The 26,200-nt window shown below is 54.6% G+C and carries 19 protein-coding genes; 4 read left to right on the top strand and 15 right to left on the bottom strand.

The window, feature by feature from the left end:
• Positions 1 to 307: 307 nt before the first annotated feature.
• From wecG to trxA, 13 genes are all read right to left on the bottom strand, one after another.
• Positions 308 to 1,057: a lipopolysaccharide N-acetylmannosaminouronosyltransferase gene (wecG, locus tag EDC54_RS12000; protein WP_132456482.1), complete on the bottom strand. Its 750-nt coding sequence runs from the start codon at positions 1,055 to 1,057 to the stop codon at positions 308 to 310.
• Positions 1,054 to 2,439, bottom strand: a complete 1,386-nt coding sequence (wzyE, locus tag EDC54_RS11995) for an ECA oligosaccharide polymerase (protein WP_132456480.1) — start codon at positions 2,437 to 2,439, stop codon at positions 1,054 to 1,056. The genes wecG and wzyE overlap by 4 nt, the downstream gene beginning before the upstream one ends.
• On the bottom strand, positions 2,436 to 3,521 hold the full coding sequence (locus EDC54_RS11990) for a TDP-N-acetylfucosamine:lipid II N-acetylfucosaminyltransferase (protein ID WP_132456478.1): 1,086 nt from the start codon (positions 3,519 to 3,521) through the stop codon (positions 2,436 to 2,438). The genes wzyE and EDC54_RS11990 overlap by 4 nt, the downstream gene beginning before the upstream one ends.
• Positions 3,518 to 4,768 carry a lipid III flippase WzxE gene (gene wzxE / locus EDC54_RS11985; protein WP_132456476.1) on the bottom strand — a complete coding sequence of 417 codons (1,251 nt, stop codon included), beginning with the start codon at positions 4,766 to 4,768 and terminating at the stop codon, positions 3,518 to 3,520. Before wzxE ends, EDC54_RS11990 begins: the two co-directional genes overlap by 4 nt.
• A gap of 1 nt (position 4,769) precedes the next feature.
• Positions 4,770 to 5,900 carry a dTDP-4-amino-4,6-dideoxygalactose transaminase gene (gene rffA, locus EDC54_RS11980; RefSeq protein ID WP_132456474.1) on the bottom strand — a complete coding sequence of 377 codons (1,131 nt, stop codon included), beginning with the start codon at positions 5,898 to 5,900 and terminating at the stop codon, positions 4,770 to 4,772.
• A gap of 4 nt (positions 5,901 to 5,904) precedes the next feature.
• Positions 5,905 to 6,636 carry a dTDP-4-amino-4,6-dideoxy-D-galactose acyltransferase gene (gene wecD / locus EDC54_RS11975; protein WP_132456472.1) on the bottom strand — a complete coding sequence of 244 codons (732 nt, stop codon included), beginning with the start codon at positions 6,634 to 6,636 and terminating at the stop codon, positions 5,905 to 5,907.
• Positions 6,637 to 6,673: 37 nt separating this feature from the next.
• Positions 6,674 to 7,747 carry a dTDP-glucose 4,6-dehydratase gene (rffG, locus tag EDC54_RS11970; protein ID WP_196238456.1) on the bottom strand — a complete coding sequence of 358 codons (1,074 nt, stop codon included), beginning with the start codon at positions 7,745 to 7,747 and terminating at the stop codon, positions 6,674 to 6,676.
• The gene (wecC, locus tag EDC54_RS11965; RefSeq protein ID WP_132456468.1) at positions 7,738 to 9,000 is read right to left on the bottom strand and encodes a UDP-N-acetyl-D-mannosamine dehydrogenase; all 1,263 of its coding nucleotides are present in this window, start codon (positions 8,998 to 9,000) and stop codon (positions 7,738 to 7,740) included. The genes rffG and wecC overlap by 10 nt, the downstream gene beginning before the upstream one ends.
• Positions 9,001 to 9,123: 123 nt before the next feature.
• Positions 9,124 to 10,248 carry a non-hydrolyzing UDP-N-acetylglucosamine 2-epimerase gene (gene wecB, locus EDC54_RS11960; RefSeq protein ID WP_132456466.1) on the bottom strand — a complete coding sequence of 375 codons (1,125 nt, stop codon included), beginning with the start codon at positions 10,246 to 10,248 and terminating at the stop codon, positions 9,124 to 9,126.
• Positions 10,249 to 10,315: 67 nt separating this feature from the next.
• The gene (gene wzzE, locus EDC54_RS11955; RefSeq protein WP_132456464.1) at positions 10,316 to 11,362 is read right to left on the bottom strand and encodes an ECA polysaccharide chain length modulation protein; all 1,047 of its coding nucleotides are present in this window, start codon (positions 11,360 to 11,362) and stop codon (positions 10,316 to 10,318) included.
• Between the two features lie 21 nt (positions 11,363 to 11,383).
• A complete protein-coding gene (gene wecA, locus EDC54_RS11950) occupies positions 11,384 to 12,466 on the bottom strand; it encodes a UDP-N-acetylglucosamine--undecaprenyl-phosphate N-acetylglucosaminephosphotransferase (RefSeq protein WP_165904303.1) in 1,083 nt (360 codons plus the stop codon).
• A 359-nt stretch (positions 12,467 to 12,825) separates the two neighbouring features.
• Positions 12,826 to 14,085, bottom strand: coding sequence for a transcription termination factor Rho (rho, locus tag EDC54_RS11945; protein WP_113866068.1), 1,260 nt, complete (start codon positions 14,083 to 14,085; stop codon positions 12,826 to 12,828).
• Between the two features lie 464 nt (positions 14,086 to 14,549).
• A complete protein-coding gene (trxA, locus tag EDC54_RS11940) occupies positions 14,550 to 14,876 on the bottom strand; it encodes a thioredoxin TrxA (protein WP_132456460.1) in 327 nt (108 codons plus the stop codon).
• 229 nt (positions 14,877 to 15,105) lie between these two features.
• Here trxA and rhlB point away from each other — a divergent pair, with 229 nt between their 5' ends.
• A complete protein-coding gene (gene rhlB / locus EDC54_RS11930) occupies positions 15,106 to 16,395 on the top strand; it encodes an ATP-dependent RNA helicase RhlB (RefSeq protein ID WP_132456458.1) in 1,290 nt (429 codons plus the stop codon).
• A 6-nt stretch (positions 16,396 to 16,401) separates the two neighbouring features.
• Complete coding sequence (gene ppx, locus EDC54_RS11925) at positions 16,402 to 17,898, top strand: exopolyphosphatase (protein WP_132456456.1); 1,497 nt, start codon at positions 16,402 to 16,404, stop codon at positions 17,896 to 17,898.
• Positions 17,899 to 17,905: 7 nt separating this feature from the next.
• Here the strand turns inward: ppx and rep are convergent, their stop codons facing one another.
• Positions 17,906 to 19,927, bottom strand: a complete 2,022-nt coding sequence (gene rep / locus EDC54_RS11920; protein ID WP_132456454.1) for a DNA helicase Rep — start codon at positions 19,925 to 19,927, stop codon at positions 17,906 to 17,908.
• Between the two features lie 159 nt (positions 19,928 to 20,086).
• On the opposite strand from rep, the gene ppiC reads away from it, so the two are divergent.
• Entirely contained in the window at positions 20,087 to 20,368 is a 282-nt protein-coding gene (gene ppiC, locus EDC54_RS11915; protein ID WP_132456452.1) for a peptidylprolyl isomerase PpiC, read from the top strand.
• Positions 20,369 to 20,446: 78 nt separating this feature from the next.
• Here ppiC and putA read toward each other — a convergent pair whose 3' ends face one another.
• Positions 20,447 to 24,409 carry a trifunctional transcriptional regulator/proline dehydrogenase/L-glutamate gamma-semialdehyde dehydrogenase gene (gene putA, locus EDC54_RS11910; protein WP_132456450.1) on the bottom strand — a complete coding sequence of 1,321 codons (3,963 nt, stop codon included), beginning with the start codon at positions 24,407 to 24,409 and terminating at the stop codon, positions 20,447 to 20,449.
• A gap of 196 nt (positions 24,410 to 24,605) precedes the next feature.
• Here putA and putP point away from each other — a divergent pair, with 196 nt between their 5' ends.
• A complete protein-coding gene (putP, locus tag EDC54_RS11905) occupies positions 24,606 to 26,090 on the top strand; it encodes a sodium/proline symporter PutP (RefSeq protein WP_132456448.1) in 1,485 nt (494 codons plus the stop codon).
• Positions 26,091 to 26,200: the final 110 nt, after the last annotated feature.

The following is a 26,200-nucleotide window of genomic DNA, read 5'->3' as shown; positions in this document are numbered from 1 at the left end:
GTTCCCCCGGCTACTGCCGGTTCTTGTTCTTATCTGCTCTCATGGGGAGAAACGTTCGGCTATCAGGCGGCGTCTTTCCCCCGCGCTGCGCATTTCAGAAACGCGATGCCATCGCCGCAAATCAGCGGCAAGAAAATACCGTAATGTGAGTTTGAATAACACATCCGGGGCGACGAAGACGCCAAAGATAGAATTCTGTATTTTCGATTGGCCGGGAAACAGACAATTAAAGACGAATCGGCATAAAAAATCAGGGCGATATATCGCGGAGAAAAACAGGCGCGTTCAACGCGCCAGTTCAGTGAAGCTACAGACGACCGGTGTAGTGATAGGCGACATATTTCAACAGCTTAAGCTGCCGAAAAATACGGTTCGGCTGGGACAACAAACGATAGAGCCATTCCAGCCCTAAGTTTTGCCACACCAGCGGGGCACGCTTCACATGCCCGGTAAAGACGTCATAGGTGCCGCCGACACCCATATACAACGCATCAGGATGGTGGTGACGACAATCGCGCATCAGGATTTCCTGTCGTGGCGATCCCATCGCGACCGTCACAATCTGCGCCCCGCTGGCGCGGATACGTTCGAACAAAGCATCACGCTGCTCCGGCGCAAAATAACCATCCTGACAGCCAACAATATTGACGTTCCACTGCGCGCGCAGTTTCGCTTCCGTTTGCGCCAGCACATCAGGCTTGCCACCGACCAGAAAAACCGGCGTTCCCACTTTTCCGGCCCGCTGCATTAACGCTTCCCACAGATCAGCGCCCGCAATCCGCGTGACGTCAGCCTGCGGATATTTACGTCGAATGGAACGCACGATGCTGATGCCGTCCGCATACTTATACTCTGCGCGTTCAAGCAGCGTCTGCAATGCCACGTCGTTCTCCGCCGTTAACACCTTCTCAGCGTTAATCGCAACAAGTGTCCCCGTTTCAACCCGCTCCCCTGCAAACAGGTAATCAACGAACTGCGCCATATTGCGGAAACCGTGAATGGGCAAGCCACGGATGGTGTACAGGGGGATGGTCTCTGTGGTTTTTAACGCTGTCATACCTGTTCCTTTATCTCAGGGTTCCGGACCGCGCCGTGCGAGGACAACGGTGAACGCACGCGTATCAGGCGCTGTCGAATGAGTCCGGCGCTTTCCAGCAGCCAATAGAGCAACTTGGCGACAAGCAGACACAGGCCAAATATCAGGCAGAAAAACACCACGCGAGAAACAAAAGCATCCACCCCTTCACGCGTCAGCACGATGATATTGAATACCGCGCCGAAGCAAAACGCCTGCAAAATCGCCGCCTTATAGCGGTTACGCTCATTTTTGCCTAACTCATATACCCAGTCGAACCACTTAATAACCAGCCCGACGGCGACCGCCCCCACCGGGATAAACAGCACGCCGCCCATCACCACCAGCGAGCCCAACAGCGTCGGCGATATCGCCAGCCCGGAGTGATTATTCAACACTTCCCAGGTGAAATAGTTCGCACTGTTTAACACCAGATTCGGACGATCCGGCCATAGCCAGGAGGGAATATAAACGTAGAAATCACGGGCAATCGGCGCCAGCCCCTGAAATGCAATGTTGTCGTAGTGCTGCCATAACAGCGCCAGATTTTCCCAGGGCGAGAAAGTGTCGCGCGTCAAATAGAGGAAAGTATAAAAGGCGTAATCACCGCTGACGTCCAGCCCATAGCGCTTCAGCGCCAGCCAGAACATCCCGACAATCCCGAACATCCCGGCGGCCACCAGCATCCAGAGCGTAATCCAGCCGCGTACAATCCCAATGAACAAAAACAGCGCGAAGGCGATGATCACATTCGCGCGCGTACCGCCAACAATTACATACGTCAGTATCCCGAACGCGACCGTCGCGATGAGGAACATCAGCCACGCTCGCTGCGTCTGGCGCAGAAAGTACACCACCAGCATTGCCGGAATAAAGAAGTAGAAAAAGCGTTTCAACGCGACGCCGGACACTTCGCTGGAGAAAATCTGGCTGTAAGAACGCAGTTTAAACAGCAAGAACCCATTGTTGAGAAAGAAAATACCGACGGTGGCGACCGCAATCAACGCCAGCATCAGCCAGGTCAGGTTGGCCTCAACCCGATTCACCGTCAGGACAGGCGCACGCGGCATGGCGGTTTTCTGGCGTAGCCGCGTCTTATAGCTAACGTAGTAGATCGCATAGAACGCCGTCGCGGACAGCATCGCCTGAAGCAGAAACTGCACGGGAACGACTTCAACGCCGAAACGGAACACCAGCACACAGGTAAACGGAAAACCGAAATAGAACGTCAACAAATAGAGTAGGGAAAACAGCACGTTAAAATTAAAACGCACACGCCGAAACTCCATCCAGGTCAGACTCAGGATAAAGATGACCGAAATCAGGTAGACGACAAGCAGCCCACCAAATTGCCCCAACGTCATATCGGTTCTCCCGCCGCCAGCGCCAGCGCATCCCGCCAGCCTTGCAGATAATTGGGATTAAAGAATGCGATCTGATGCTTATCTACCGATGCCAGTTGGCGCTGCGCCTCACGGACTAAGGCTTCATTCAGTTCGTCACCGTAAAACAGCACGGGCAGACCTTGTTCCGTCAGATCCTGCCAGAACGGATTTTGCCGACTGATCACAAACGGTACGCCAAACTGAATCAGCAGGCAGAGCGTCCCAATCCCCTGCTGGCGATCGAAAATAAAATAGCCCAAATCGCAGGTGCGCAGCATGTTGAGATAATCATCAAACGCCAACTGTTCTTTCAGCAGTTGAAAGTTTTTTACCCCAAACAGCGCCAAACCGTCCTTTTCCACCTGAGCAATATAGGATGCATTATTCGCCGGGTAGCCCATGGGCACAATGACCCGCACATTTTTCCCGAACTGTTGGTGGATTGCCCGCAGCGCTTCCTGATGGCGATTCGTGCGATCGCCGGAATTACCGACCAGAATCGTCATCGGGCCTGCCAACGGTTTATCCACCTGCACCTCGGTTAGCGCCGGATCCATTCGCGTGGGGAAGTACAGCAATGACGTCGGCACACGAGGCGCACGCTGCTGATACCACGCCAGATCGCCACGCGTGGCAAACACATGCCCGACGCGCTGTTGCGCCATACGCCGAAGCCAATAAAACAGACGATATTTCAGGCCGCTCGCCTCTTCATACAGATCCGCGCCCCAAACGTGCCAGTAAACCTGCCGGGGTTTGATTTTTCCACTCAGCAGCGCCAGCCACAGCGTAGGGTTAAACTGGCCATGCAGGAAAAAGCGCGTTTTGCGGTTCGCTTTCGCTCGGGCGATGACGGCTTCTGCCAGCGTCTTCTTATCCACACAGGTTTCGATACGCAGTGCAGGAAAATCGGCCGATGAAATGCCCTCATGCGACGCCACGATGAAATGCCGAACCTGATGATCGGGGAGTTGCGTCGCCAGCACGTCGTTAAAAAAACGTAAAACGGTCTGGTTATGATGCGGGATGTCAGATCCCAATACATGAGTCAGTGTCGTCATGCTCGCCTACGGTAAATAATGAATACGCAACAACAAAGCAAAAAATAGACCAGATAGGTTGCCATATAGGCCTGTGCCGCCCCTTGCGCGCCATACAGCGGGATCAGCCAATGAGAGAAGCCCGTTAACAATAGAAACTGGCTGACTTCCGTGAGCAGATAAAAGCGCAGCGCCGCCTTCGCAATGACCAGATAGCCAAAGACGTAAGCGCCCACTTTCATTACATCCCCGACCAACTGCCAAATAAAGAGCTCTCTCATTGCCATAAACTGACTGGAGAACAACAGCCAGATGGCAAAATCACGCAGCAGCCATACGCAGAAACTGACACCCGCCGCCACGGGCAGCACAAACGTCAGCGAGCGAATGATTTCCTGCGCCAGGGCAGTTTTATCTGTGAGACGCGAGAGCGTCGGCAACAGATAAACGGTAAAAGAGGCGGTGATGAATTGCAGGTAAGCATCGGAAATGCTGCTGACGCCCTGCCAAATCCCCACTTCGTCCCAGCTGTAATGCGCGGCCAGCAGGTTACGCATCATGATGTACGCCACGGGCAGCGTCACCGCGGTCATCAGCGCCATCAGCGTAAACTTGCCCAACTGACTGGCAATGGCGCGATCCCACGCCGGTTTTAACGACGACAGCGACAGCGGCGTGCGCCGCAAGAGCAGCATGCCCGCCGGGATCAGCAGCAGCGCGGGCACCAACGCCAGCCCCGCCAGAGCGCCAGCGTAGCCGCCCAGTCGCAGGCAGAGCCAAAAGGCCGCCAGCCCGATCAGGCTGCCGCTGATGACCGCCAGCGCGTTGCCTGTCGCATCCCGATAGCCTTTAAGGATAGCCAAAAACAGGTTGGCGTAGGCAATCCCCATCTGGATAAACGCCAGCGCACGCACCACGTCGCGATAGTCGTCATGCCCGAACAGCGCAGTCGCGATAGGCGTTGCGGCCACCAGAAATACGATCGCCAGCAGGGTGGAAAACCCTGCGACCAACGCCACAGCGGTGCCTAACAGCGGCCCTAGCCGTTCCGGATGCGTCTGATACTCCGCAACATATTTGGTGACGCCGTTGAAGATCCCCGCGCCGGCTAACACCCCCAGCACCGTAATCAGCTGGCGGAAATTCCCTGCCATCCCCACGCCGCTGGGGCCAAAAGCGACCGCCAGCAGCTTGACGACAACCAGCCCCGCGCCGATTTTGATCAGCGTGGAGCCTGCCGTCCATATCGATGCTTTCGCCAGCGACATATCAGGAGAAGAAGCTCAGGGCAGTATTGATGACCGTCCGCTGATTGACGTCAGACAGGTTATAGAACAACGGCAAACGCACCAGCCGCTCGCTTTCCTGCGTGGTATAGCGATCGTCGCCGGAAAAATGGCCGAAATTCAGGCCGGCAGGGCAGTTGTGTAGCGGAATATAATGAAAGACCGTCATGATTTCGGCTTCTTTCATGTAATTGATAAACGCGCTGCGATCGTCCTGAGAGCTGAGTTTGATATAAAACATGTGCGCGTTGTGAATGCCATTGGCAGGCACGGTCGGCAGCGTAATTCGCCCGGCATCGGCCAGCGATTGGAACGCCGCATAGTAGTTCTGCCACAGCTTCAAACGACGCTCGTTGATGGGTCGCGCCGCCTCCAGCTGCGCCCAGAGGTAGGCCGCCTGAATATCCGCCATCAGGTAGCTTGAGCCGATATCCCGCCAGGTATATTTGTCCACCTGACCGCGGAAAAACTGGCTACGGTTGGTGCCTTTTTCGCGGATGATTTCCGCACGCTCCACCAGTCTGGCGTCGTTAATCAGCGTAGCGCCACCCTCGCCGCCCGAAGTGTAGTTCTTGGTTTCATGAAAACTGAAACAACCAATGTGACCGATGGCCCCCAGAACGCGGCCTTTGTAGCTGGACATCACGCCCTGCGCGGCATCTTCCACAACATATAAATCGTATTTCTTCGCCAGCGCCATTATCGTGTCCATCTCGCAAGCCACTCCAGCGTAGTGAACTGGCACAATGATGCGCGTTTTTTCCGTAATGGCCGCTTCGATTTTCGTCTCATCAATGTTCATGGTATCCGGGCGGATATCGACGAACACGATCTTCGCCCCGCGTAGCACAAAGGCGTTAGCGGTAGAAACGAAGGTATAGCTCGGCATAATCACTTCATCGCCGGGCTTAACGTCCAGCAGAATCGCCGCCATCTCCAGCGACGCGGTGCAGGAAGGCGTAAGCAGAACTTTTTTACTGCCGGAATAATGCTCCAGCCACTGCTGACAGCGGCGGGTAAACCCCCCATCGCCGCACAGTTTGCCGCTGCTCATAGCAGCCTGCATATACTCCAGTTCCGTACCGACAACCGGTGGCGCATTAAATGGAATCATGTGATCACCTGTATAACCAATATGCCGTGCTCTCAATCGTGGCACCACGGCGAAGATAAAGACGAAGCGCCGCGATATTGCCGACCTGCGTCGCGACCCGAAGACGTATCAACCCTTGTTGCCGGCACCACATTTCCGCCAGCACCATCAGCTGTGAACCGATGCCGCGTACCGTCACGCCCGGCCAAACACCCAGCAGACCGATACGGGCATCGGTATCATCGACTCTGCGTAGCGTCACCCACCCTTGCGGATTGCCCGCGGCATCTTCAGCCAGCAAGCAGCCGTGATCGAACGTACCGCGCACGGCATTTTCAACCCATTGGGCGTAGAAACGTCCGCTATCCTCCGGCTGATACCACGGGGAACGAAAACGACTCAGCGCAAAAACACGCGATGCCGCGTTTCTTAACGCAGGTATGTCGTCCGGCGTAGCTTCACGCCAGCGCGGCAGCGGCGTTGTCGCTGTCGCCGGATTCAGCGGCAGGCAAAGGTCAACCTCGCCTTCCACCAAGCGAAAACCGAGATCGGCAAGCGTATCCGCCAGCTCCAGATTGTCCGCCGCGATTTTCGCCTGTGTTAACGCAAATGCGCTCAGCGTATCGGGCGTCAACACCGGTGCAGAGGGTGAAAAATTCAGCTTACCGCTGCGAATCCGGAAGAATTCACTCTCCCAGACCAGCGCGTCAACCGTCGCGCGAACAACGCCCCTTTCTTGAGATATCGGGTCAGTCATCGACGCGCCTCTTATTTCCCGTCACCGAGTAAAAAATTCAGTCACTTAACCCCAGACGCTCACCGGTATACGAGCCATCCTGCACGCTGCGCCACCACTTTTCGTTGTTCAGATACCAGTGGACGGTTTTTCTCATCCCGGTCTCGAACGTTTCCTGCGGACGCCAGCCCAGTTCGCGTTCGATTTTTCCAGCATCGATCGCATAGCGCATGTCGTGGCCCGGACGGTCTTTCACGTAGGTGATCAGATCGCGGTAATGCGCCACGCCAGCCGGCTTATTCGGTGCCAGCTCTTCCAGCAACGCGCAAATGGTTTGCACCACTTCAATGTTTTTGCGTTCGTTGTGGCCGCCGATATTGTACGTCTCGCCGATTTCACCTTCCGTCACGACCTTGTACAGCGCACGGGCATGGTCTTCAACAAACAGCCAGTCGCGAATCTGCGCGCCGTCGCCGTAAACCGGCAACGCTTTGCCAGCAACGGCGTTCAGGATCACCAGCGGAATCAGCTTCTCCGGGAAATGGTATGGGCCGTAGTTATTCGAACAGTTGGTGATAATCGTCGGTAACCCGTAGGTGCGCAGCCAGGCGCGAACCAGATGGTCGCTGGAGGCTTTCGATGCGGAATAGGGGCTGCTCGGGGCATAAGGCGTGGTTTCCGTGAACAGATCGGCTGTTCCATGCAAATCGCCAAACACCTCATCCGTAGAGATATGGTGAAAACGAAACGCACGCTTGTCCGCTTCAGCCAGACTCTGCCAGTAGTGGCGCGCCGCTTCCAGCATCGTATAGGTGCCGACGATATTGGTTTCGATAAATGCCGCCGGACCATCGATCGAGCGGTCGACGTGACTTTCCGCTGCCAAATGCATCACCAGCGCAGGCTGGTAAGCCGTAAAGACACGATCCAGTTCAGCACGGTCGCAGATATCCACCTGCTCGAACGCAAACCGTTCGCTATCGGCAACCGGAGCCAGAGAAGACAGGTTACCCGCATAAGTCAGTTTATCCACGACGACGACGCTGTCCGGTGTTTCCGTCAGAATATATCTGACCAACGCAGAACCAATAAATCCCGCACCACCGGTAATTAAAATACGTTTCAACGCCATACTCCTTTTGTATCGATAACCCACTGTTGTTTCACATCATCCGGGTTTACCGCTTTAAATTGACGGTGGTCGACCAGCATCACCACCACATCGGATTCTTTTAAGGCTGTCGCCGTATCCACCAGTTTCACCTGCCCGGCCAATTCGGACGGCAGCTGTTTGACATTCGGTTCGACGGCTAACGTCACGCCCGCATTCCACCGGGCAATCATGGACGTAATGCCCACCGCCGGACTTTCACGCAGATCGTCGATATCGGGCTTGAACGCCAGCCCAAAGCAGGCCACCGTGACTTCGCTGGCCCGCTTATCCGTCTGTGCCAGATAATCGGCGACGGCCGCTTTTACCCGATCCACCACCCAGAGCGGTTTCCCATCGTTCACCAGTCTGGCGGTATGAATCAGCCGAGCCTGCTGTGGATTTTGCGCCACAATAAACCAGGGATCGACCGCGATACAGTGGCCGCCCACACCGGGACCGGGTTGCAGAATATTGACGCGCGGATGACGGTTTGCCAATCGGATAAGTTCCCATACGTTAATATCTTGCTCGGCGCAAATCAGCGACAGCTCATTAGCGAAAGCGATGTTAACGTCACGGAAGCTGTTCTCCGTCAGCTTGCACATCTCGGCGGTGCGCGCGTTAGTGACCACACACTCACCTTCGAGAAAGATCTTGTACAGTTCGCTGGCTCTGGCCGAACACACGGGCGTCATTCCGCCAATAACGCGATCGTTTTTAATCAGCTCAACGACAACCTGACCGGGCAATACGCGCTCAGGGCAGTAAGCCACATTGATATCCGCCGCGTCACCAACCTGCTGCGGAAATGTCAAATCTGTGCGCGCATCCGCCAGCCACTCGGCCATCTGTTCCGTCGCGCCGACGGGAGAGGTCGATTCCAGAATCACCAAATCGCCTTTCTTCAGCACTGGCGCAATAGACGTCGCCGCCGCCTGAACATAGGTCAGATCGGGTTCGTGATCGCCTTTGAACGGGGTTGGAACGGCAATCAGGAAGGCATCGGCTGGCACAGGCTTCGTCATCGCCTGAAGGTAGCCATTTTCCACGGCCACTTTGACCAATGAATCCAGATCGGGCTCGACAATGTGAATTTCACCGCGGTTAATGGTCTCAACCGCCTGTTTATTAACATCAATACCGATGACGTTTTTCTGGCGCGACGCAAAAGCCGCGGCGGTGGGTAAACCGATGTAGCCCAAACCGATTACGGAAATGGTAGTAAAGCTCATAGTGTCACCATAATTTTTATGTCTATCGCCGCAAAGCGACGTTTAAAATCGCTTCTGGCGATTTTTATGTCGGGCTATCCCTACCCGACACCCTTCGGGTCGCGGCAAAAGCAGCGTTTAAAATCATTTCCTATGATTTTTTAAAGCCTCAACAATACGTTGGCAGGCCTGACCGTCGCCATAGGGATTGTGGGCGCGGCTCATCGCCTGATACGCATCATCATTCGTCAGTAGCGCAGACACCGAATCGACAATGCTGGCGACTTCCGTCCCTACCAGCTTAACCGTGCCGGCCTCCACGGCCTCTGGCCGTTCGGTCATATCACGCATCACCAACACCGGCTTGCCTAGCGACGGCGCTTCTTCCTGAATGCCGCCGGAGTCGGTCAAAATCAGGTAAGCGCGATTCATCAGATACACGAAAGGCAGATAATCCTGTGGCGCAATCAGCATCACATTATCAATCCCGCTCAGAACGCGGGTCACCGGCTCGCTGACGTTAGGGTTCAGGTGTACCGGATACACTATCTGCACTTCAGGGTGCCGCAGGGCAATATCCGCCAGCGCGCGACAGATACGCTCAAAACCGCCGCCAAAACTTTCGCGTCGATGGCCGGTAACCAGAACCAGCTTCTTACTGTCGTCTAAAAAGGCATATTTTTCATCGAGACGACGGCGTAGCGCGGCGTCACCGATAATACGGTCGCGCACCCAAAACAGCGCATCAATCACGGTATTGCCGGTGACAAAAATATGCCGGTCAGACAGGTGCTCACGCAGCAAATTTTGGCGGGCGTTTTCTGTCGGCGCAAAATGGTACATCGCCAGATGCCCCGTCAGCTTGCGGTTAGCCTCTTCCGGCCACGGCGAATACAAATTTCCCGTGCGTAGCCCGGCCTCGACGTGGCCGACGGGAATGCGCTGATAAAACGCCGCCAGACTGGTTGCCAGCGTCGTAGTGGTATCGCCATGCACCAGCACTAAATCCGGTTTGAACTCAGCCATGACGGGCTCAAGCCCAGATAAAATCCGACAGGATATCTCACTCAGTCCTTGTCCAGGCCGCATAATATTCAGATCGTAATCCGGCGTGATATCGAACAAACGCAAGACCTGATCCAGCATCTCCCGATGCTGGGCTGTCACACAAATTCTCGATTCAAAGGCTCCATCCTGAGCCATAGCATGAACCAACGGCGCCATTTTAATCGCTTCCGGCCGGGTGCCGAAAACAGTCAACACTTTCACATTGAATCTCTTTAATCAGGTTAGACGCAGATGCTTGCTGCGCATCAACCGCTAATTAGCCAACGGCTTAGCGTAAACGACGGGTCAGGGCCACACCGGCCCCGACGAGCACACCAATCGCCCCCCACATCACCATCAGGAATGCGCGGCGTGGGCTGTCGCGCTTCACCGGTTCTTCCGGCGTACGTAGATAACGATACGTCTGGAAACTGGCCTCCAGCGTTGGGCCAACGTTCAGCGTCGCCAGCATGGCGCGGTTTTGATCATAATCCAGTTCATAGTGTGGGCCGCTGGTCTGCAAGGTCTCCAGTCGGGCTTGAAGCATCGGCCTGCCAAGCAGGAACATCTCCGATGCCGGGATTTCATCTGCCGGCGTATCCGTCTGGCTACGGCTAATACCTTGCTGCTGCGCAATTTTCAGCGCCAGTTCGACGCTGCGGACTTCACGATCGTAAATCGCTTTTGCCACCGCTTCCTGCCGCTTGATCTGTGACTTCATGAAAATGGTTCTGGCGGCCCATGCGCCCTTGATTTCTTCATTCAGATGGTTTGCGGCGTGCTGACTGGCATAAGCCACATACTGACGGAGCAGCGTATTGGCATCCGCCGCCGTTTCCGCTACCAGCTTCACGGAATCATTGGTCTTTTTCACCTCGTCACGCGGCGTAAACTGAATGCTGTTGACCAGTTCATCCAACAAGGCGGCATCGGCTTTTTCATCGCCTTCCAGACGCTGCTTATAATAATCAGTCTGCAACCAAAAATCGCGACGGGTGTCGTAGGCGGCTAACTGCATGATGAATTCATCATAAGCATCAGCCGAAATCGACGGCTGTTCCGGCTGAGGCGTGGAAAAAGATCGGGCATCAAGATTACGCAGGAACTGCTGCTGCGAATAGTATCCTCCCAGCATGTTGACCGTTGGTTTGTCCGTAATCGCTGTTGCACTCCACTCCTGTTTAACAAGATAGGAATAGCCTAACGCCGTAACGGCAAAAATCAGGCCAATCGCTATCGGCCAGATCTTTCCTCGCCACATCGTGCAAAATAAGCCGCGGATATCCAGTTCGTTATCAATTAACGCATTGCCAGTAGACAGATTCTCTGATTTCATTACTTCCCCAAAGTTATTTGGTCAAGATAACGGCTTTTGCTCACCAGAATGCCGCATACGGCGTTTGATTCGCTTAATAAAACGAGAAACTCGCCATGCTCGTTTCAGGCAGTAGCCATACAGCACAAATACTAGCAAAAATAATGCCAACATAACCCATTCAGGTGTTAAAAAGAGATATTCTCCCAACACGCCGACGGCGGCCAGCAAGGTAGCGGCGAGCGTAATGAGGATGAACGCTTGCCGGGAAGAAAAACCGGCCCGCATCATTAAATGGTGAATATGCTGCCGGTCAGGTGAAAACGGACTCATGCCTTTACGCAAACGTCGGTACATAATGGCGATCATATCAATCAGGGGGATCGCAATGATCCACAATGCCGTGACAGGATTAATAGGGTGCTGCGCCCCCTGAGTCGTCTGAATCAAGAGCCAGATAGCCGTAAAGCCAATCATGGTGCTCCCGGCATCCCCCATGAAAACCTTATAGCGTCTCCCGAATACGCCGAGGTTAAGCAGAATATAAGGCAGCGTCGCCGCGATCATGGCAAAACACCACAGAGCCAGATTCGTATGCCCGCTCAGAGAGAGTAATATTCCCATTGCCCCGAAGGAGACACAGGACAACCCGCCCAATAACCCGTCAATGCCGTCCACCATATTGAACGCATTAATCGCAGCCCAAACGGCAAACAGCGTAACCAGATAACCAAAAGGCCCCAGTTCCATCTGCCACGGGCCGAAAATATTCCCCAGGTTATGTAACGTCAAGCCAGCAAAGGCCATCATCACCGCGGCGACAAACGCCTGCACTACGGCGCGAATTTTCACACTGATATCAAAGCGATCGTCCAGCATGCCGACAAACACCAGCACACCGGCGCACAGCAGGTAAAGACGAAAATTGGGGATATATTGATCGGAAATAAAGTAGGTGAAACAAATTCCCGCGTATACGGAAATACCGCCGACAAGAGGCACCAGCCCCCGGTGACGTTTACGGTAGTTGGGACGGTCGACAAGCCCCACTTTACCCGCCATGCCGCGCGCGAGGAAAAGGAAGCCCAGAGAAAACAAAAAAATAAATAGTAATTCAGTACTCATCGTGAGTAAGTTCACCGTTAACAGCTTCGCTGTAGCTGCTCAGTATAGACTCGGTTTACGCCTTATATCCCATCGGCCACAGTATTTGCCAGTATAAATTGAAACGGCAACCGTGGGTCTCCGACGGGAGACATCATTCACGTCGGACCAACATGAGGGATAAAAAAACGCCACGACCCAGCGTGGCGTTTCCCGAGTTATTCGTATATACCCTTGTCGTCTCTCAGGCCACATAGTGTGGGGATGTTACCTGACCTACTCGTAAGCCCTGCGCTACATGGCCGACACCTGACGTCGGCTCAAATCCGAACGCGTTGTTCCGCAAGGCGGATGACTGAGGGGATAAATGCACATTCGGGTTATGAGCGCTTCATCATATCGAAGAATTCATCGTTGGTTTTTGTCATCGCCAACTTGTTAATCAGGAATTCCATCGCGTCGATCTCGCCCATCGGGTGGATGATCTTGCGTAGAATCCACATCTTCTGCAATTCTTCGGACGTCGTCAGCAATTCTTCTTTACGCGTACCGGAACGGTTGTAATCAATCGCCGGGAACACGCGTTTTTCAGCGATCTTACGAGCAAGGTGCAGTTCCATATTACCCGTACCTTTAAACTCTTCGTAAATCACTTCGTCCATCTTGGAACCGGTATCGACCAGTGCAGTGGCGATAATCGTCAGGCTGCCGCCTTCCTCAACGTTACGCGCCGCGCCGAAGAAACGCTTCGGACGATGCAGGGCATTGGCGTCCACACCCCCCGTCAATACTTTACCCGACGCCGGTACCACGGTGTTGTAGGCGCGCGCCAGACGGGTAATGGAGTCCAGCAAGATGATCACATCTTTTTTATGCTCAACCAGACGCTTCGCTTTTTCAATCACCATTTCGGCAACCTGAACGTGACGGGAAGCCGGTTCGTCAAAGGTTGACGCAACCACTTCGCCTTTCACCAGACGCTGCATCTCGGTCACTTCTTCCGGGCGCTCGTCAATCAGCAGCACCATCAGTACGCAGTCAGGGTGGTTGTAGGCAATGCTCTGCGCGATGTTTTGCAGCAACATGGTCTTGCCCGCTTTCGGCGGTGCAACAATCAAGCCGCGCTGACCACGACCAATCGGCGAGGCCAGATCCAACACGCGCGCAGTCAGGTCTTCCGTCGAACCATTGCCACGCTCCATACGCAAGCGAGAATTCGCATGCAGAGGCGTTAAGTTTTCGAACAGGATCTTATTGCGGGCGTTTTCCGGCTTGTCATAGTTGACTTCGTTGACTTTCAACAGCGCAAAGTAGCGTTCTCCCTCTTTCGGCGGACGAATTTTGCCGGAGATGGTGTCGCCAGTGCGAAGGTTAAAACGGCGGATTTGGCTGGGAGAAACGTAGATATCATCGGGGCCTGCGAGGTAGGAGCTGTCTGCGGAGCGGAGGAAGCCGAAGCCATCCTGCAATATCTCCAGCACGCCATCGCCGAAAATATCCTCGCCGCTTTTGGCATGCTGCTTCAGGATGGCAAAGATAATATCCTGTTTACGCATGCGGGCCAGGTTTTCCAGTCCCATATTTTCGCCAAGAGTAATCAACTCAGAAACGGGCGTATTCTTTAATTCGGTAAGATTCATAGTGGTGGGTTCTTTAACTCGGGGTAAATCTCGAACGATTAATGTGAATGGTATGGCAGGATCATCCGTGCCTCTATAACAGCCTTCAACCACCGGATTCCTGTCTGGTTTCACACCTGAAGCGCATTAATCTGCGCACAACAACATCCGCACAAACGATATCCATATAAATCAACGGCAGGAGATCGAAGGCACACAAAACCAAGTATTGTAAAACTATTAGATTGCCCAAATCAGATAACAAACACGTTGTAAATCAATGACTTTTCGATTTGGACACAGAATAATACTTTAGATTCTAACTTTCAGGCTTAAGCCTAAAGGCTTAAACATAGGCAAGTACGAAATGCAGTATTGAAGAATTTAACACGCTTCCTGACGGGCGGCAAGCGCTCAATATGAGAATTGTCTATTGCCCGATTGCGCCCATCGGCGATACCCCTTTGGCAGGGGTATCAGGCCAATTACAAGTTTGCCGTCAGGAATTCTTTCAGTTGACCTTTGGACAACGCGCCAACTTTTGTTGCGGCAACTTTGCCTTTTTTGAACAGCAATAACGTAGGAATACCACGAATACCGAACTTCGGCGCGGTCGCCGGATTTTCATCAATATTCAGTTTAGCCACAGTCAGTTTGCCGTGAAACTCTTCGGCAACTTCATCCAGAATAGGAGCGATCATTTTACAAGGACCACACCATTCAGCCCAGAAATCAACCAGGATTGCGTCCTCAGCATGCAATACTTTCGTATCGAAACAGTCATCAGTCAGGTGAATTATTTTATCGCTCATATTTTACTCCACAGAATTGTTTCTATACCCAATAGATTGCAAGGTGCAGGAAAAAACGCACAAGAACAAGCCCCAGCGCAGAGCCATACAACTCGGAATAACCAACACACCTACAACGTGAAAGATGAAGGGCATATCTTGTTGGTGTAGCATTAACCACCAACAGGTTGACTTTATTTCACCGGATACGCTTTCGTAAAGCAATAGTTAGCTGATATTCTACCACACTATGAGCAAAACACACTTAACCGAACAGAAGTTTTCCGACTTCGCCCTGCACCCGCGGGTTATTGAGGCCCTTGAAAGCAAAGGGTTTCATAACTGTACGCCTATTCAGGCGTTAGCTCTGCCATTGGCTTTGTCAGGGCGTGATGTTGCGGGTCAGGCGCAAACCGGTACAGGCAAGACGCTGGCTTTTCTCGCGTCTACTTTCCATTATCTACTCTCACATCCTGCGAATGCAGAGCGTCAGACCAACCAGCCGCGCGCTTTAATTATGGCGCCAACCCGTGAACTGGCCGTCCAGATTCACTCTGATGCAGAAGCGCTGTCCCGACTGACCGGGCTCAAACTGGGTCTGGCCTACGGCGGCGACGGCTACGATAAGCAGCTTAAGGTGCTGGAAAACGGCGTTGATGTTCTGATCGGCACCACCGGTCGACTGATCGATTACGCCAAACAAAACCACATTAATCTCGGCGCGATCCAGGTTGTCGTGCTGGATGAAGCGGATCGTATGTACGATCTCGGCTTCATCAAAGATATCCGCTGGCTGTTCCGTCGCATGCCGCCAACCACGCAGCGCCTGAACCTGCTTTTTTCCGCTACGCTCTCCTACCGGGTGCGTGAACTCGCGTTTGAACAGATGAATAACGCCGAGTACGTGGAGGTCGAACCGGAACAGAAAACCGGCCACCGCATTAAAGAAGAACTGTTTTACCCCTCTAACGAAGAGAAAATGCGCCTGCTCCAGACGCTGCTGGAAGAAGAGTGGCCGGATCGCTGCATTATTTTCGCAAATACCAAACACCGTTGTGAAGACATCTGGGGCCATCTGGCTGCCGACGGTCACCGCGTTGGATTGCTGACAGGCGATGTCGCACAGAAAAAACGGCTGCGCATTCTGGAAGAATTTACCCAGGGTAATCTGGATATTCTGGTAGCGACGGACGTCGCGGCTCGCGGCTTACACATTCCTTCAGTGACGCACGTATTTAATTACGATCTGCCGGACGACTGCGAAGACTACGTTCACCGCATTGGCCGTACTGGTCGAGCGGGGCAAAGCGGCTTTTCCATCAGCCTGGCGTGTGAGGAATATGCCCTGAACCTGCCGGCTATCGAAACCTATATCGGCCACAGCATCCCTGTCAGCAAGTATAACAGCGACGCGCTGCTGAACGATTTACCGGCACCGAAACGTTTAACACGACCATCGCGTTCCAATAACGGCCCGCGCCGACACAATGGGCCACGTCGCGGCGGAGCCCCTCGTCATAACCGTAAAAGAGCGGACTAACCGTCGATGCTGAGTTCTTCTTCACTTTATGCCGCTATCGACCTTGGCTCAAACAGCTTCCACATGCTGGTCACCCGCGAAATTGCAGGCAGCATTCAGACGCTGGCAAAAATAAAGCGTAAAGTTCGCCTTGCGGCAGGGTTGGATGAGCAGAACCGGCTCTCGCAGGACGCGATGCAGCGCGGCTGGCAGTGTCTGAAATTGTTTTCAGAACGGTTGCAGGATATCCCGCAGGATCAGGTACGCGTTGTCGCGACCGCGACCTTGCGGCAGGCAATCAATGCGGACGAATTTCTGCAACGGGCCGAGGAAATTCTGGGCTTGCCTGTTCAGGTGATCAGCGGTGAAGAAGAAGCTCGCTTAATTTATCAGGGCGTCGCACATACGACGGGCGGCCCCGATGCGCGCCTGATTGTCGATATCGGTGGCGGCAGCACAGAGCTGGCGACAGGGATTGGCGCGAAAACAACCCAGTTAGTCAGCCTCCCGATGGGCTGTGTAACGTGGCTGGATCGCTACTTTAGCGATCGTCATCTGGAATCCGGGAATTTTGAACGAGCGGAGCAGGCCGCTCGCGATATGCTGCGTCCCGTCGCCGCTTCCCTGCGCGAGAAAGGGTGGCAAATTTGCGTCGGCGCTTCCGGCACCGTACAGGCGCTACAGGAGATCATGGTCGCCCAGGGAATGGACGAATACATCACCCTACCGAAGCTCAGACAGCTCAAAGAGCATGCGATTCAGTGCGACAAGCTGGAAGAGCTGGAAATCGAGGGCCTGACACTGGAGCGCGCGCTGGTTTTCCCCAGCGGGCTGGCGATTTTGCTGGCGATCTTCCAGGAGCTTGATATCAAAACGATGACGCTGGCCGGCGGCGCGCTGCGCGAAGGGCTGGTGTATGGCATGTTGCACCTGCCTGTCGATCAGGATATTCGCCACCGCACACTGACGACGCTGCAACGCCGCTATCTACTGGATGTTGAGCAGGCAAGGCGCGTCAGCGCGCTGGCGGACAATTTTCTGCAACAGGTCGCCCGCGACTGGCAGTTGGATAATCGATGTCGGGAAATACTGAAAAGCGCCTGTCTGGTGCACGAAATCGGTTTAAGCATTGACTTTCGTCAGTCACCGCAGCATGCCGCCTATTTGATCCGTCATAGCGATCTTCCCGGCTTTACGCCAGCGCAGAAAAAGCTGCTGGCTACACTCCTGCAAAACCAGAGCAACCCTGTCGATTTAATGTCGCTCAACCAACAGAACGCGCTGTCGGCCATTCAGGCCCAACGTCTCTGCCGCCTGCTGCGGCTGGCGATTATTTTCGCCAGCCGTCGCCGCGATGACACGCTGCCCGCAGTACGGTTGCGCGTAGACGGCGAAACGCTGCGCTTAATTCTCCCCGTCGGATGGCTTGCTCAGCATCCGTTCCGGGCGGAAATACTGGAGCAGGAAAGCCGCTGGCAAAGCTATGTCCACTGGCCGCTGATGCTGGAAGAAACCCCCGCTTAACGGGAATTTACTCCCCCTTTGCTTTCGCCAACATCGCACGGATGTTGGCGACATTCGCCTGACCTTTTTGCATCCGCTCTTGTGCACTCACCACTTTTCTTTCCGTTTCCCACGCTAAATCATCCTGCGGCAGTTCAAGCAGGAAACGGCTCGGTTCAGGACGAACCAGCTCGCCATACTGACGGCGCTCTTTACACAACGTGAAAGTCAGCTCACGCTGCGCGCGCGTGATGCCTACGTAGGCCAGACGACGCTCTTCGTCAACGTTATCTTCATCAATACTGCTTTGGTGCGGCAGCAAGCCCTCTTCCATCCCGACCAAAAAGACGTAGGGGAATTCCAGGCCTTTGGATGCATGCAGCGTCATTAACTGCACCTGATCCTGCTCTTCTTCACTTTCGCCACGTTCCATCATGTCCCGCAACGTGAAGCGCGTCACCACCTGCGTCAGCGTCATGGGGTCGTCCAGATCGGAGCCTTCCAGCATTTCCGTCATCCAACTGAACAGTTGATTGACGTTCTTCATCCTCATTTCCGCCGCTTTTGGGCTGGGCGAGGTTTCATACAGCCAGCTTTCGTAGTCCAAACCGTGGATCAGGTCACGTACGGAGGCAACCGGCTCGCTTTCCGCCAGACGCGCGATGTTCGCCATCCATTGTGTAAAGCGTTGCAGCGACTCCAGCCCACGCCCGGTCAATAACTGGCTTAGCCCTAAATCAAAACTGGCACTGAACAGGCTCTTATTACGCTGACCGGCCCATTCTCCCAGCTTCTTCAGCGTAGCCGGGCCGATTTCGCGTTTGGGCGTGTTCACAATACGCAAGAACGCGCTATCATCATCCGGGTTGGTCAGCACGCGCAGATAGGCCAGTAAGTCTTTGATTTCAGGACGAGAGAAAAAAGAGGTGCCGCCAGAAATACGGTACGGGATACGGTTTTGCATCAGCACTTTTTCAAACAGGCGCGACTGATGGTTACCGCGATACAGAATCGCATAGTCGCCGTACTGGGTTTTGCGAATAAAGTGATGGGCAATCAGCTCACCCACGACCCGCTCCGCTTCATGCTCTTCGTTATTAGCGGTGACCACCCGGAGCTCATCGCCATACCCCAGCTCCGAAAAAAGCCGTTTTTCAAAGACGTGCGGGTTATTGGCAATCAGGATATTCGCCGCTTTCAGAATCCGCCCGGAAGAGCGGTAGTTCTGCTCCAGTTTGATCACTTCAAGCGCGGGGAAGTCCTGCTGCAATAACACCAGATTCTGTGGGCGCGCGCCGCGCCAGGAGTAAATCGACTGATCGTCGTCGCCGACGACGGTAAAACGCGCGCGGGTGCCGACCAGCAGCTTAACCAGCTCATACTGGCTGGTGTTGGTGTCCTGATATTCATCCACCAGCAGATAGCGTAAGCGGTTCTGCCAGCGTTCGCGCACCTCGGCATTTTGCTTTAACAACAGCGTGGGCAACAAAATCAGATCGTCAAAATCCAGCACGTTACACGCGCGCAGGTGTTCGTGATACAGCGAATAGCAATACGCAAACAGCTTGTCGCGTTCGGAACGCGCTGTCGCAGCCGCACCCGCGGGATCGATCAGATCGTTCTTCCAGTTTGAGATCGTCGAAACAAGCTGTTGCAACAGCGTCTTATCATTTTCCAGCCACTGCTCCGTCAGCTCTTTCAGCAGCGCCATCTGGTCTTGATCGTCAAACAATGAAAAGTTGGATTTCATCCCCAACGCCGCATATTCGCGCTTGATGATTTCCAGCCCCAGCGTATGGAAGGTCGCAATCAGCAACCCGCGCGTTTCTTTGCGCCCCAGCGTCTGCGCCACGCGCTCTTTCATCTCCCGCGCCGCTTTGTTGGTAAAGGTGACGGCGGCGATATGCCGGGCCTGATAGCCGCATTGCCGGATAAGGTGAGCGATTTTATTGGTGATAACGCGGGTCTTGCCTGAACCTGCACCCGCCAGCACCAGACAAGGTCCGGTGACGAATTCGACGGCATGTTGCTGGCTGGAGTTTAAGCGCATAGCGATCCTGCTCACTCATAAAATGGAAGGCGATTGTAGCAGAAAGCATTGCCGATCTTGACCAGAGATTCGCGATTAAGGAAAGCACATCGCGGTCCACATCTTGCGTTGCAAATGGTACATTGCACACTGGAATCTCTTTTGCAAAAAGGTAGCAACATGGCAAACACCGCATCAGCCTTGCATATTCTGGTGGATACCGAACAGCTGGCTAACGATATTCTTGCTCAGTTGGAAAAAGGCGCCGATTTCCAGACGCTGGCACAGAAATATTCGACCTGCCCGTCAAAACGTAACGGGGGGGACTTAGGGGAATTCCGTAAAGGCGATATGGTGCCCTCATTTGATAAGGCTGTCTTTTCCTGCGAATTACTGAAGCCGTTTGGCCCGGTGAAAACCCAGTTTGGCTATCATGTGATCAAGGTGTTGTACCGTCGCTAACATGCTTCATCGACAATGAAGGTAAAGAGCGCGCCAGACCTGAAGGCGGGCGCGCTTTTTTTACTGAACCCGCCACGCTTAACCTATCGTCATCAGGCTAGCGTTACCGCCCGCGGCGGCAGTATTGATGCTCAGCGCGCGTTCCGTCAGCAGCCGTTCCAGATGAATGCGAGTATCGCCATGCGCATAGCCCAACGGCTGAATAATCGCACCGTCGCGTTCGGCAAGCGTTTTACTCAACTGCCGTAACCGGTCGGCATCGCCATGATAAATCACGCCATGAAACTCTCTACGTTGCCAGTCAGGCGTAAACTGAATATGCGACTGCACCTCTGCGGGTAAGCGGTCAAACAGCGCTTTACCCTGCTCGCCTTCCGGCCACAGCAGTTTGCCGCCGACCGCCAGCACTGCGGCCACTTGAATCAGGCGATCTGCATCGTTATCCGCCAGACACAAAATCGGCTCACGCGGTAACAGCGTGTAAGTATTGCTTTCGCCTGTCGGGCCTGACAGCAATTGTGTTATCCCACTGACGCTATGCTCTCTGTAGCGCTGGCACAACATGGCCAGAGCGGGACGTTCGCCAGCGATCGCCCACGCCTCAAGCGCCTGTAACCCCGCCTGCAACGATGTTCGGTCAGCGACATCCGGCGCCTGCCCGCCGTTCAGCTTCGTGAGCGCATCCACAATCGCCTCGTCAGGGCGATGCGCCAGCAACCGATACAGATAAAGCGGCCCCCCGGCTTTCGGCCCGGTTCCCGATAAGCCTTCTCCGCCAAACGGCTGAACGCCGACAACGGCACCCACCATATTGCGATTGACGTATTGGTTCCCCACCTTCGCCCTGCTCGTCACGCGCTGGATGGTTTCATCAATCCGCGTATGGACCCCCAGCGTCAGGCCGTATCCTGCGGCATTGATCTGCGCAATCACGTCATCCAATTGCTGACGCTGATAACGGACAACGTGTAACACAGGGCCAAAGACTTCTTTTTTCAGCTCACCGACAGCGCCCAATTCGATCAGGGTCGGCTTCACAAACGTTCCCCGTCTCCACGCCTCTTCATCCTGCGGATACGCGGCCTGAAACACGGTATGGCCTTTTGCCCGCATCGTCTGAATATGCTGCTCCACGTTCTCTTTCGCCTCGGCGTCAATCAGCGGACCGATGTCGGTCGACAGCCGTTCAGGATTGCCCATCCGATACTCCGCCATCGCGCCGCGCAGCATCTCCAGCGTGCGATCCGCGACCTCCTCTTGCAGGCATAACAGACGCAGCGCCGAACAGCGCTGTCCGGCGCTGTCGAACGCAGAGGCAATAATGTCATTCACCACCTGTTCCGTCAGGGCTGACGAATCCACAATCATCGCATTCAACCCGCCGGTTTCGGCAATCAGCGGTATCGGGCGCCCTTGTGAGTCGAGCCTGTCGGCGATGCAGCGTTGCAGGGTTTTGGCAACCGCCGTTGAGCCGGTAAACACCACGCCGCGAACACGTTGGTCATTCACTAATGCCGCCCCAATGGTGTCCCCCTGTCCCGGCAATAGCTGCAACACGCCGTCAGGCACGCCCGCCTCGCGTAAAATACGCACCGCCTGTGCCGCAATCAGCGGCGTCTGCTCCGCCGGTTTCGCCAGCACGCTGTTTCCTGCCGCCAGCGCCGCGGAAATTTGCCCGGTAAAGATCGCCAGCGGGAAATTCCACGGGCTGATGCAAACCACCGGTCCCAAAGGACGATAGGCATCATGAGTAAACGTGTCCCGCGCCTGCCCCGCATAGTAGCGTAAGAAATCCACCGCTTCGCGCACTTCCGCAATCGCGTTGCTGAATGTCTTCCCCGCTTCCCGCACCAACAGCCCGATCAGGCTTTGCAATTGGTTTTCCATCAGCGAGGCGGCCTGAAGCAATATGGCCGCACGTTCCGCGGGCGGCGTCGCAAACCAGACCGTGCCCGCCTCTGCCGCCGTCTCTGTCGCCAGCGCCACGTCCGCGACAGCGGCATCGCGAACATAGCCCACGATATCGCGCGCATCAGCCGGATTCGCCACGGGTTTGGCGTCGCTTGCGTTGCTCTCCCCCACGATCATCGGCTCGGCATGCCACGGGCGGAACGCACTGCTCAGCAACGTGCTGGATAGCGAAGCCAGCCGGTGCTCGTTGGAGAGATCCAACCCGCTCGAATTCAGTCGCCCCCGGCCATATAACTGACGCGGTAACGGAATACGGGGATGCGGCGCCCCCATGCTCCATTCCACGTTGACCAGCGCCTCTACGCCGCGAATCGGATCGACAATCAACGTTTCCAGCGCCATTGAGGTATCCGCGATACGGTTAACAAACGAGGTATTCGCGCCGTTTTCCAACAGGCGTCGCACCAGATAAGCCAGTAGCGTTTCATGAGTTCCGACCGGGGCATAAATACGGCATGGGCGGTTCAGTTTACCGTTGGCAACGGCGCCAACCACCTGATCGTAAAGCGGTTCCCCCATGCCATGCAGGCACTGGAACTCATACTGACCGGGATAATAATTGTTGCCCGCCATATGGTAGACGGCGCTTAGCGTCTGCGCGTTGTGTGTGGCGAACTGTGGATAAATCAGATTCGGCACGGCCAGCAGCTTACGCGCGCAAGCCAGATAAGACACATCGGTATAAACCTTACGCGTATAAACCGGATAGTCTTCCAGTCCGTCAATCTGCGCCCGTTTAATTTCACTGTCCCAATACGCACCTTTCACCAGACGAATCATTAGCCGCCGATGAGTGCGCTGTGCCAATTCAATCAGCGCATCAATCACAAACGAACAGCGTTTTTGATACGCCTGAATCACAAACCCGATACCATTCCACCCCGCCAGCGTGGGTTCTGTGCAGAGTTTTTCCAGCAAATCGAGCGAGATCTCCAGTCGATCGGCTTCCTCCGCATCAATATTGATGCCAATGTCGTACTGGCGCGCCAGCAGCGTCAGCGATAACAGACGCGGATAAAGTTCTTCCATCACGCGCTCGTAGTGCATGCGGCAGTAGCGCGGGTGCAGCGCCGACAGCTTAATGGAAATCCCCGGTCCCTCATAAATACCACGCCCGTTAGAGGCTTTACCGATAGCATGAATCGCCTGTTGGTACGCCATCAGATACGCATCGGCATCCTGTTGCGTCAGCGCCGCTTCCCCCAGCATATCGTAAGAGTAACGGAAGCCTTTGCTTTCCCGTTCTTGAGCGTTCGCCAGCGCCTCACCGATGCTTTCACCGGTTACAAACTGCTCCCCCATCAGCCGCATGGCCATATCGACACCTTTGCGGATAAGCGGCTCGCCGCGTTTCCCGATGATGCGATTCAGCGAATTCGACAGGTGCGCTTCGTTGTGTGTCGCCACCAGCTTTCCGGTAAACAGTAGCCCCCAGGTGGCGGCATTCACGAAGAGCGACGGACTATGCCCAAGATGTGCCTGCCAGTTTCCCCGGCTGATCTTGTCGCGGATCAGCACGTCGCGCGTGGATTTATCAGGAATACGCAGCAGCGCTTCGGCCAAACACATCAACGCGACCCCTTCCTGAGAAGAAAGTGAAAATTCCTGTAACAGCCCTTGCACGATCCCCGCACGTCCGCTTCCGGCTTTCTGAGCGCGTAAATTCTCTGCCAGCCGATAGGCCAGTTTCTGCGTTAACTGCGACATTTCATCGGAAAGTCTTGCCTGTTCAAGCAAGATCGGTACTAATTCACTCTCGGGGCGTCGGTAAGCGGAAGTGATGGCGGCACGGATAACTGACTGGGGAAGAATCTGCTCGGCGAAATCAAGAAAAGGTTGGTAGGTTTCTTCTTCCCGAGATTGCGGCATAATCTCTTCCGCTTCAATGTGGCTGACGTTCGTCCATTGCGGTGTTTCAGGAGTATCGAGGCCGTTTTCGAGGCGTTCGAGGTAATGGAAAATAGCCTGTTTGATCAGCCAATGGGGTGTACGATCAATACGTTGTGCCGCCGCCTTGATGCGTTCGCGCGTTTCCTCATTGAGTTTTACACCCATCGTGGTAAAGCCCATAGCGTCCACTCCTGTCATTAGAAGATGCACATCGGGAAATTTCAATATCGACCAGGTTGCAACTTTGTGCAACCTGGTTAACAAATGGAGCAATTGCAAATCCTTATCACCTTCAGGCCTCGTTCCGGCCTGAAGTCGTGACGATAAAACACCGCGTCGCGGCGAAAGCGGCACGGAAAATAATGTGGAGAGTTGAATGACAATTAGCACACCCATGTTGGTGACATTTCTGGTGTATATTTTCGGGATGGTTCTCATCGGCCTGTTTGCCTATCGCGCAACAAACAACTTTGGCGATTACATTCTGGGAGGACGCCGGATGGGAAGCGTGGTCACCGCGCTGTCGGCTGGCGCGTCCGATATGAGCGGCTGGCTGCTTATGGGGTTGCCGGGCGCCATTTTCATTTCCGGGATCTCGGAAAGCTGGATCGCCATCGGCCTGACGTTGGGCGCATACCTGAACTGGAAATGGGTCGCCGGACGCCTGCGCGTTCATACCGAAGTCAACCACAACGCGCTCACTCTGCCGGACTATTTCACCCACCGCTTTGAAGATAACAGCAAATTACTGCGCGTGATCTCCGCGTTAGTGATCCTGATTTTCTTCACGATTTATTGTGCATCCGGCGTGGTCGCCGGGGCGCGTCTGTTTGAAAGCACCTTTGGCTTGAGTTACGGCACCGCGTTGTGGGCAGGAGCAGCCGCGACTATCGCCTATACCTTTATCGGCGGTTTTCTCGCGGTGAGCTGGACGGACACCGTTCAGGCCAGCCTGATGATTTTCGCGTTGATCCTGACGCCGGTGATGGCCATTTTGTCGCTGGGAGGCATAGACACCTCACTCATGGTGATTGAAGCGAAAAACCCGGCAAATCTGGATATGTTCAAGGGGCTGAATGTTATCGCCATCATCTCGCTGATGGGCTGGGGGCTGGGCTATTTCGGTCAGCCGCACATTCTGGCGCGCTTTATGGCGGCGGATTCACACCATACGATCCACAGCGCGCGCCGCATCAGTATGACCTGGATGATTCTCTGTCTGGCCGGGGCGGTGACGGTGGGCTTTTTCGGCATCGCCTACTTCCACAATAACCCGGATCAGGCCGGCAACGTGGCGCAAAACAGCGAGCGCGTTTTTATCGAGCTGTCCATGCTGCTGTTCAACCCTTGGATTGCCGGCGTGCTGCTGTCGGCGATTCTGGCTGCCGTGATGAGTACGCTAAGCTGCCAGTTACTGGTCTGTTCCAGCGCCATTACCGAGGATTTATACAAGCCATTCCTGCGCAAAAATGCCAGCCAGAAAGAGCTGGTGTGGGTGGGACGCGCAATGGTGCTGCTCGTGGCTATCATCGCGATTGGGCTGTCTCTTAACCCTGAAAACCGCGTGCTGGGTCTGGTGAGCTATGCCTGGGCTGGGTTCGGCGCCGCATTCGGCCCGGTGATTTTGATTTCTCTGCTGTGGCCGCGCATGACGCGCAATGGCGCGCTGTTCGGCATGATCGTCGGGGCGGCAACCGTGCTGATCTGGAAACAGTACGCCTGGCTGGGTCTGTATGAAATCATCCCCGGCTTTATCTTCAACAGCCTGACCATTTTTATCGTTAGCCTGCTGGGTAAAGCGCCGTCAAAAGCGATTACCGACCGCTTCAATCAGGCGGAAGCGGAATATAAGTCCGTTTGATACAACACACACATTTGCTATTGCTACAAAAGTCCGGCGATAAAAGAGTTCACAGATAAAAAGAGGGCACAGCGAATGCTGTGCCCTCCTCTATTTCGATCCCCTATGGG

The organism is Samsonia erythrinae, from assembly GCF_004342665.1.
GTDB lineage: Bacteria > Pseudomonadota > Gammaproteobacteria > Enterobacterales > Enterobacteriaceae > Samsonia > Samsonia erythrinae.
Note: the sequence above shows the minus strand (reverse complement) of the source record. Positions and strands in the feature narration are given on the sequence as shown.

Coding starts and splice junctions, on each gene's coding strand:
- putP (WP_132456448.1), top strand. CDS start 24,606: ATGACAATTAGCACACCCATGTTGGTGACATTTCTGGTGTATATTTTC.
- wecA (WP_165904303.1), bottom strand. CDS start 12,466: ATGAGTACTGAATTACTATTTATTTTTTTGTTTTCTCTGGGCTTCCTT.
- wzyE (WP_132456480.1), bottom strand. CDS start 2,439: ATGACGTTGGGGCAATTTGGTGGGCTGCTTGTCGTCTACCTGATTTCG.
- trxA (WP_132456460.1), bottom strand. CDS start 14,876: ATGAGCGATAAAATAATTCACCTGACTGATGACTGTTTCGATACGAAA.
- putA (WP_132456450.1), bottom strand. CDS start 24,409: ATGGGCTTTACCACGATGGGTGTAAAACTCAATGAGGAAACGCGCGAA.
- wecG (WP_132456482.1), bottom strand. CDS start 1,057: ATGACAGCGTTAAAAACCACAGAGACCATCCCCCTGTACACCATCCGT.
- wzxE (WP_132456476.1), bottom strand. CDS start 4,768: ATGTCGCTGGCGAAAGCATCGATATGGACGGCAGGCTCCACGCTGATC.
- rffG (WP_196238456.1), bottom strand. CDS start 7,747: ATGGCGTTGAAACGTATTTTAATTACCGGTGGTGCGGGATTTATTGGT.
- EDC54_RS11990 (WP_132456478.1), bottom strand. CDS start 3,521: ATGACGACACTGACTCATGTATTGGGATCTGACATCCCGCATCATAAC.
- ppiC (WP_132456452.1), top strand. CDS start 20,087: ATGGCAAACACCGCATCAGCCTTGCATATTCTGGTGGATACCGAACAG.
- rep (WP_132456454.1), bottom strand. CDS start 19,927: ATGCGCTTAAACTCCAGCCAGCAACATGCCGTCGAATTCGTCACCGGA.
- wzzE (WP_132456464.1), bottom strand. CDS start 11,362: ATGAAATCAGAGAATCTGTCTACTGGCAATGCGTTAATTGATAACGAA.
- ppx (WP_132456456.1), top strand. CDS start 16,402: ATGCTGAGTTCTTCTTCACTTTATGCCGCTATCGACCTTGGCTCAAAC.
- rho (WP_113866068.1), bottom strand. CDS start 14,085: ATGAATCTTACCGAATTAAAGAATACGCCCGTTTCTGAGTTGATTACT.
- wecD (WP_132456472.1), bottom strand. CDS start 6,636: ATGACTGACCCGATATCTCAAGAAAGGGGCGTTGTTCGCGCGACGGTT.
- rffA (WP_132456474.1), bottom strand. CDS start 5,900: ATGATTCCATTTAATGCGCCACCGGTTGTCGGTACGGAACTGGAGTAT.
- wecC (WP_132456468.1), bottom strand. CDS start 9,000: ATGAGCTTTACTACCATTTCCGTAATCGGTTTGGGCTACATCGGTTTA.
- rhlB (WP_132456458.1), top strand. CDS start 15,106: ATGAGCAAAACACACTTAACCGAACAGAAGTTTTCCGACTTCGCCCTG.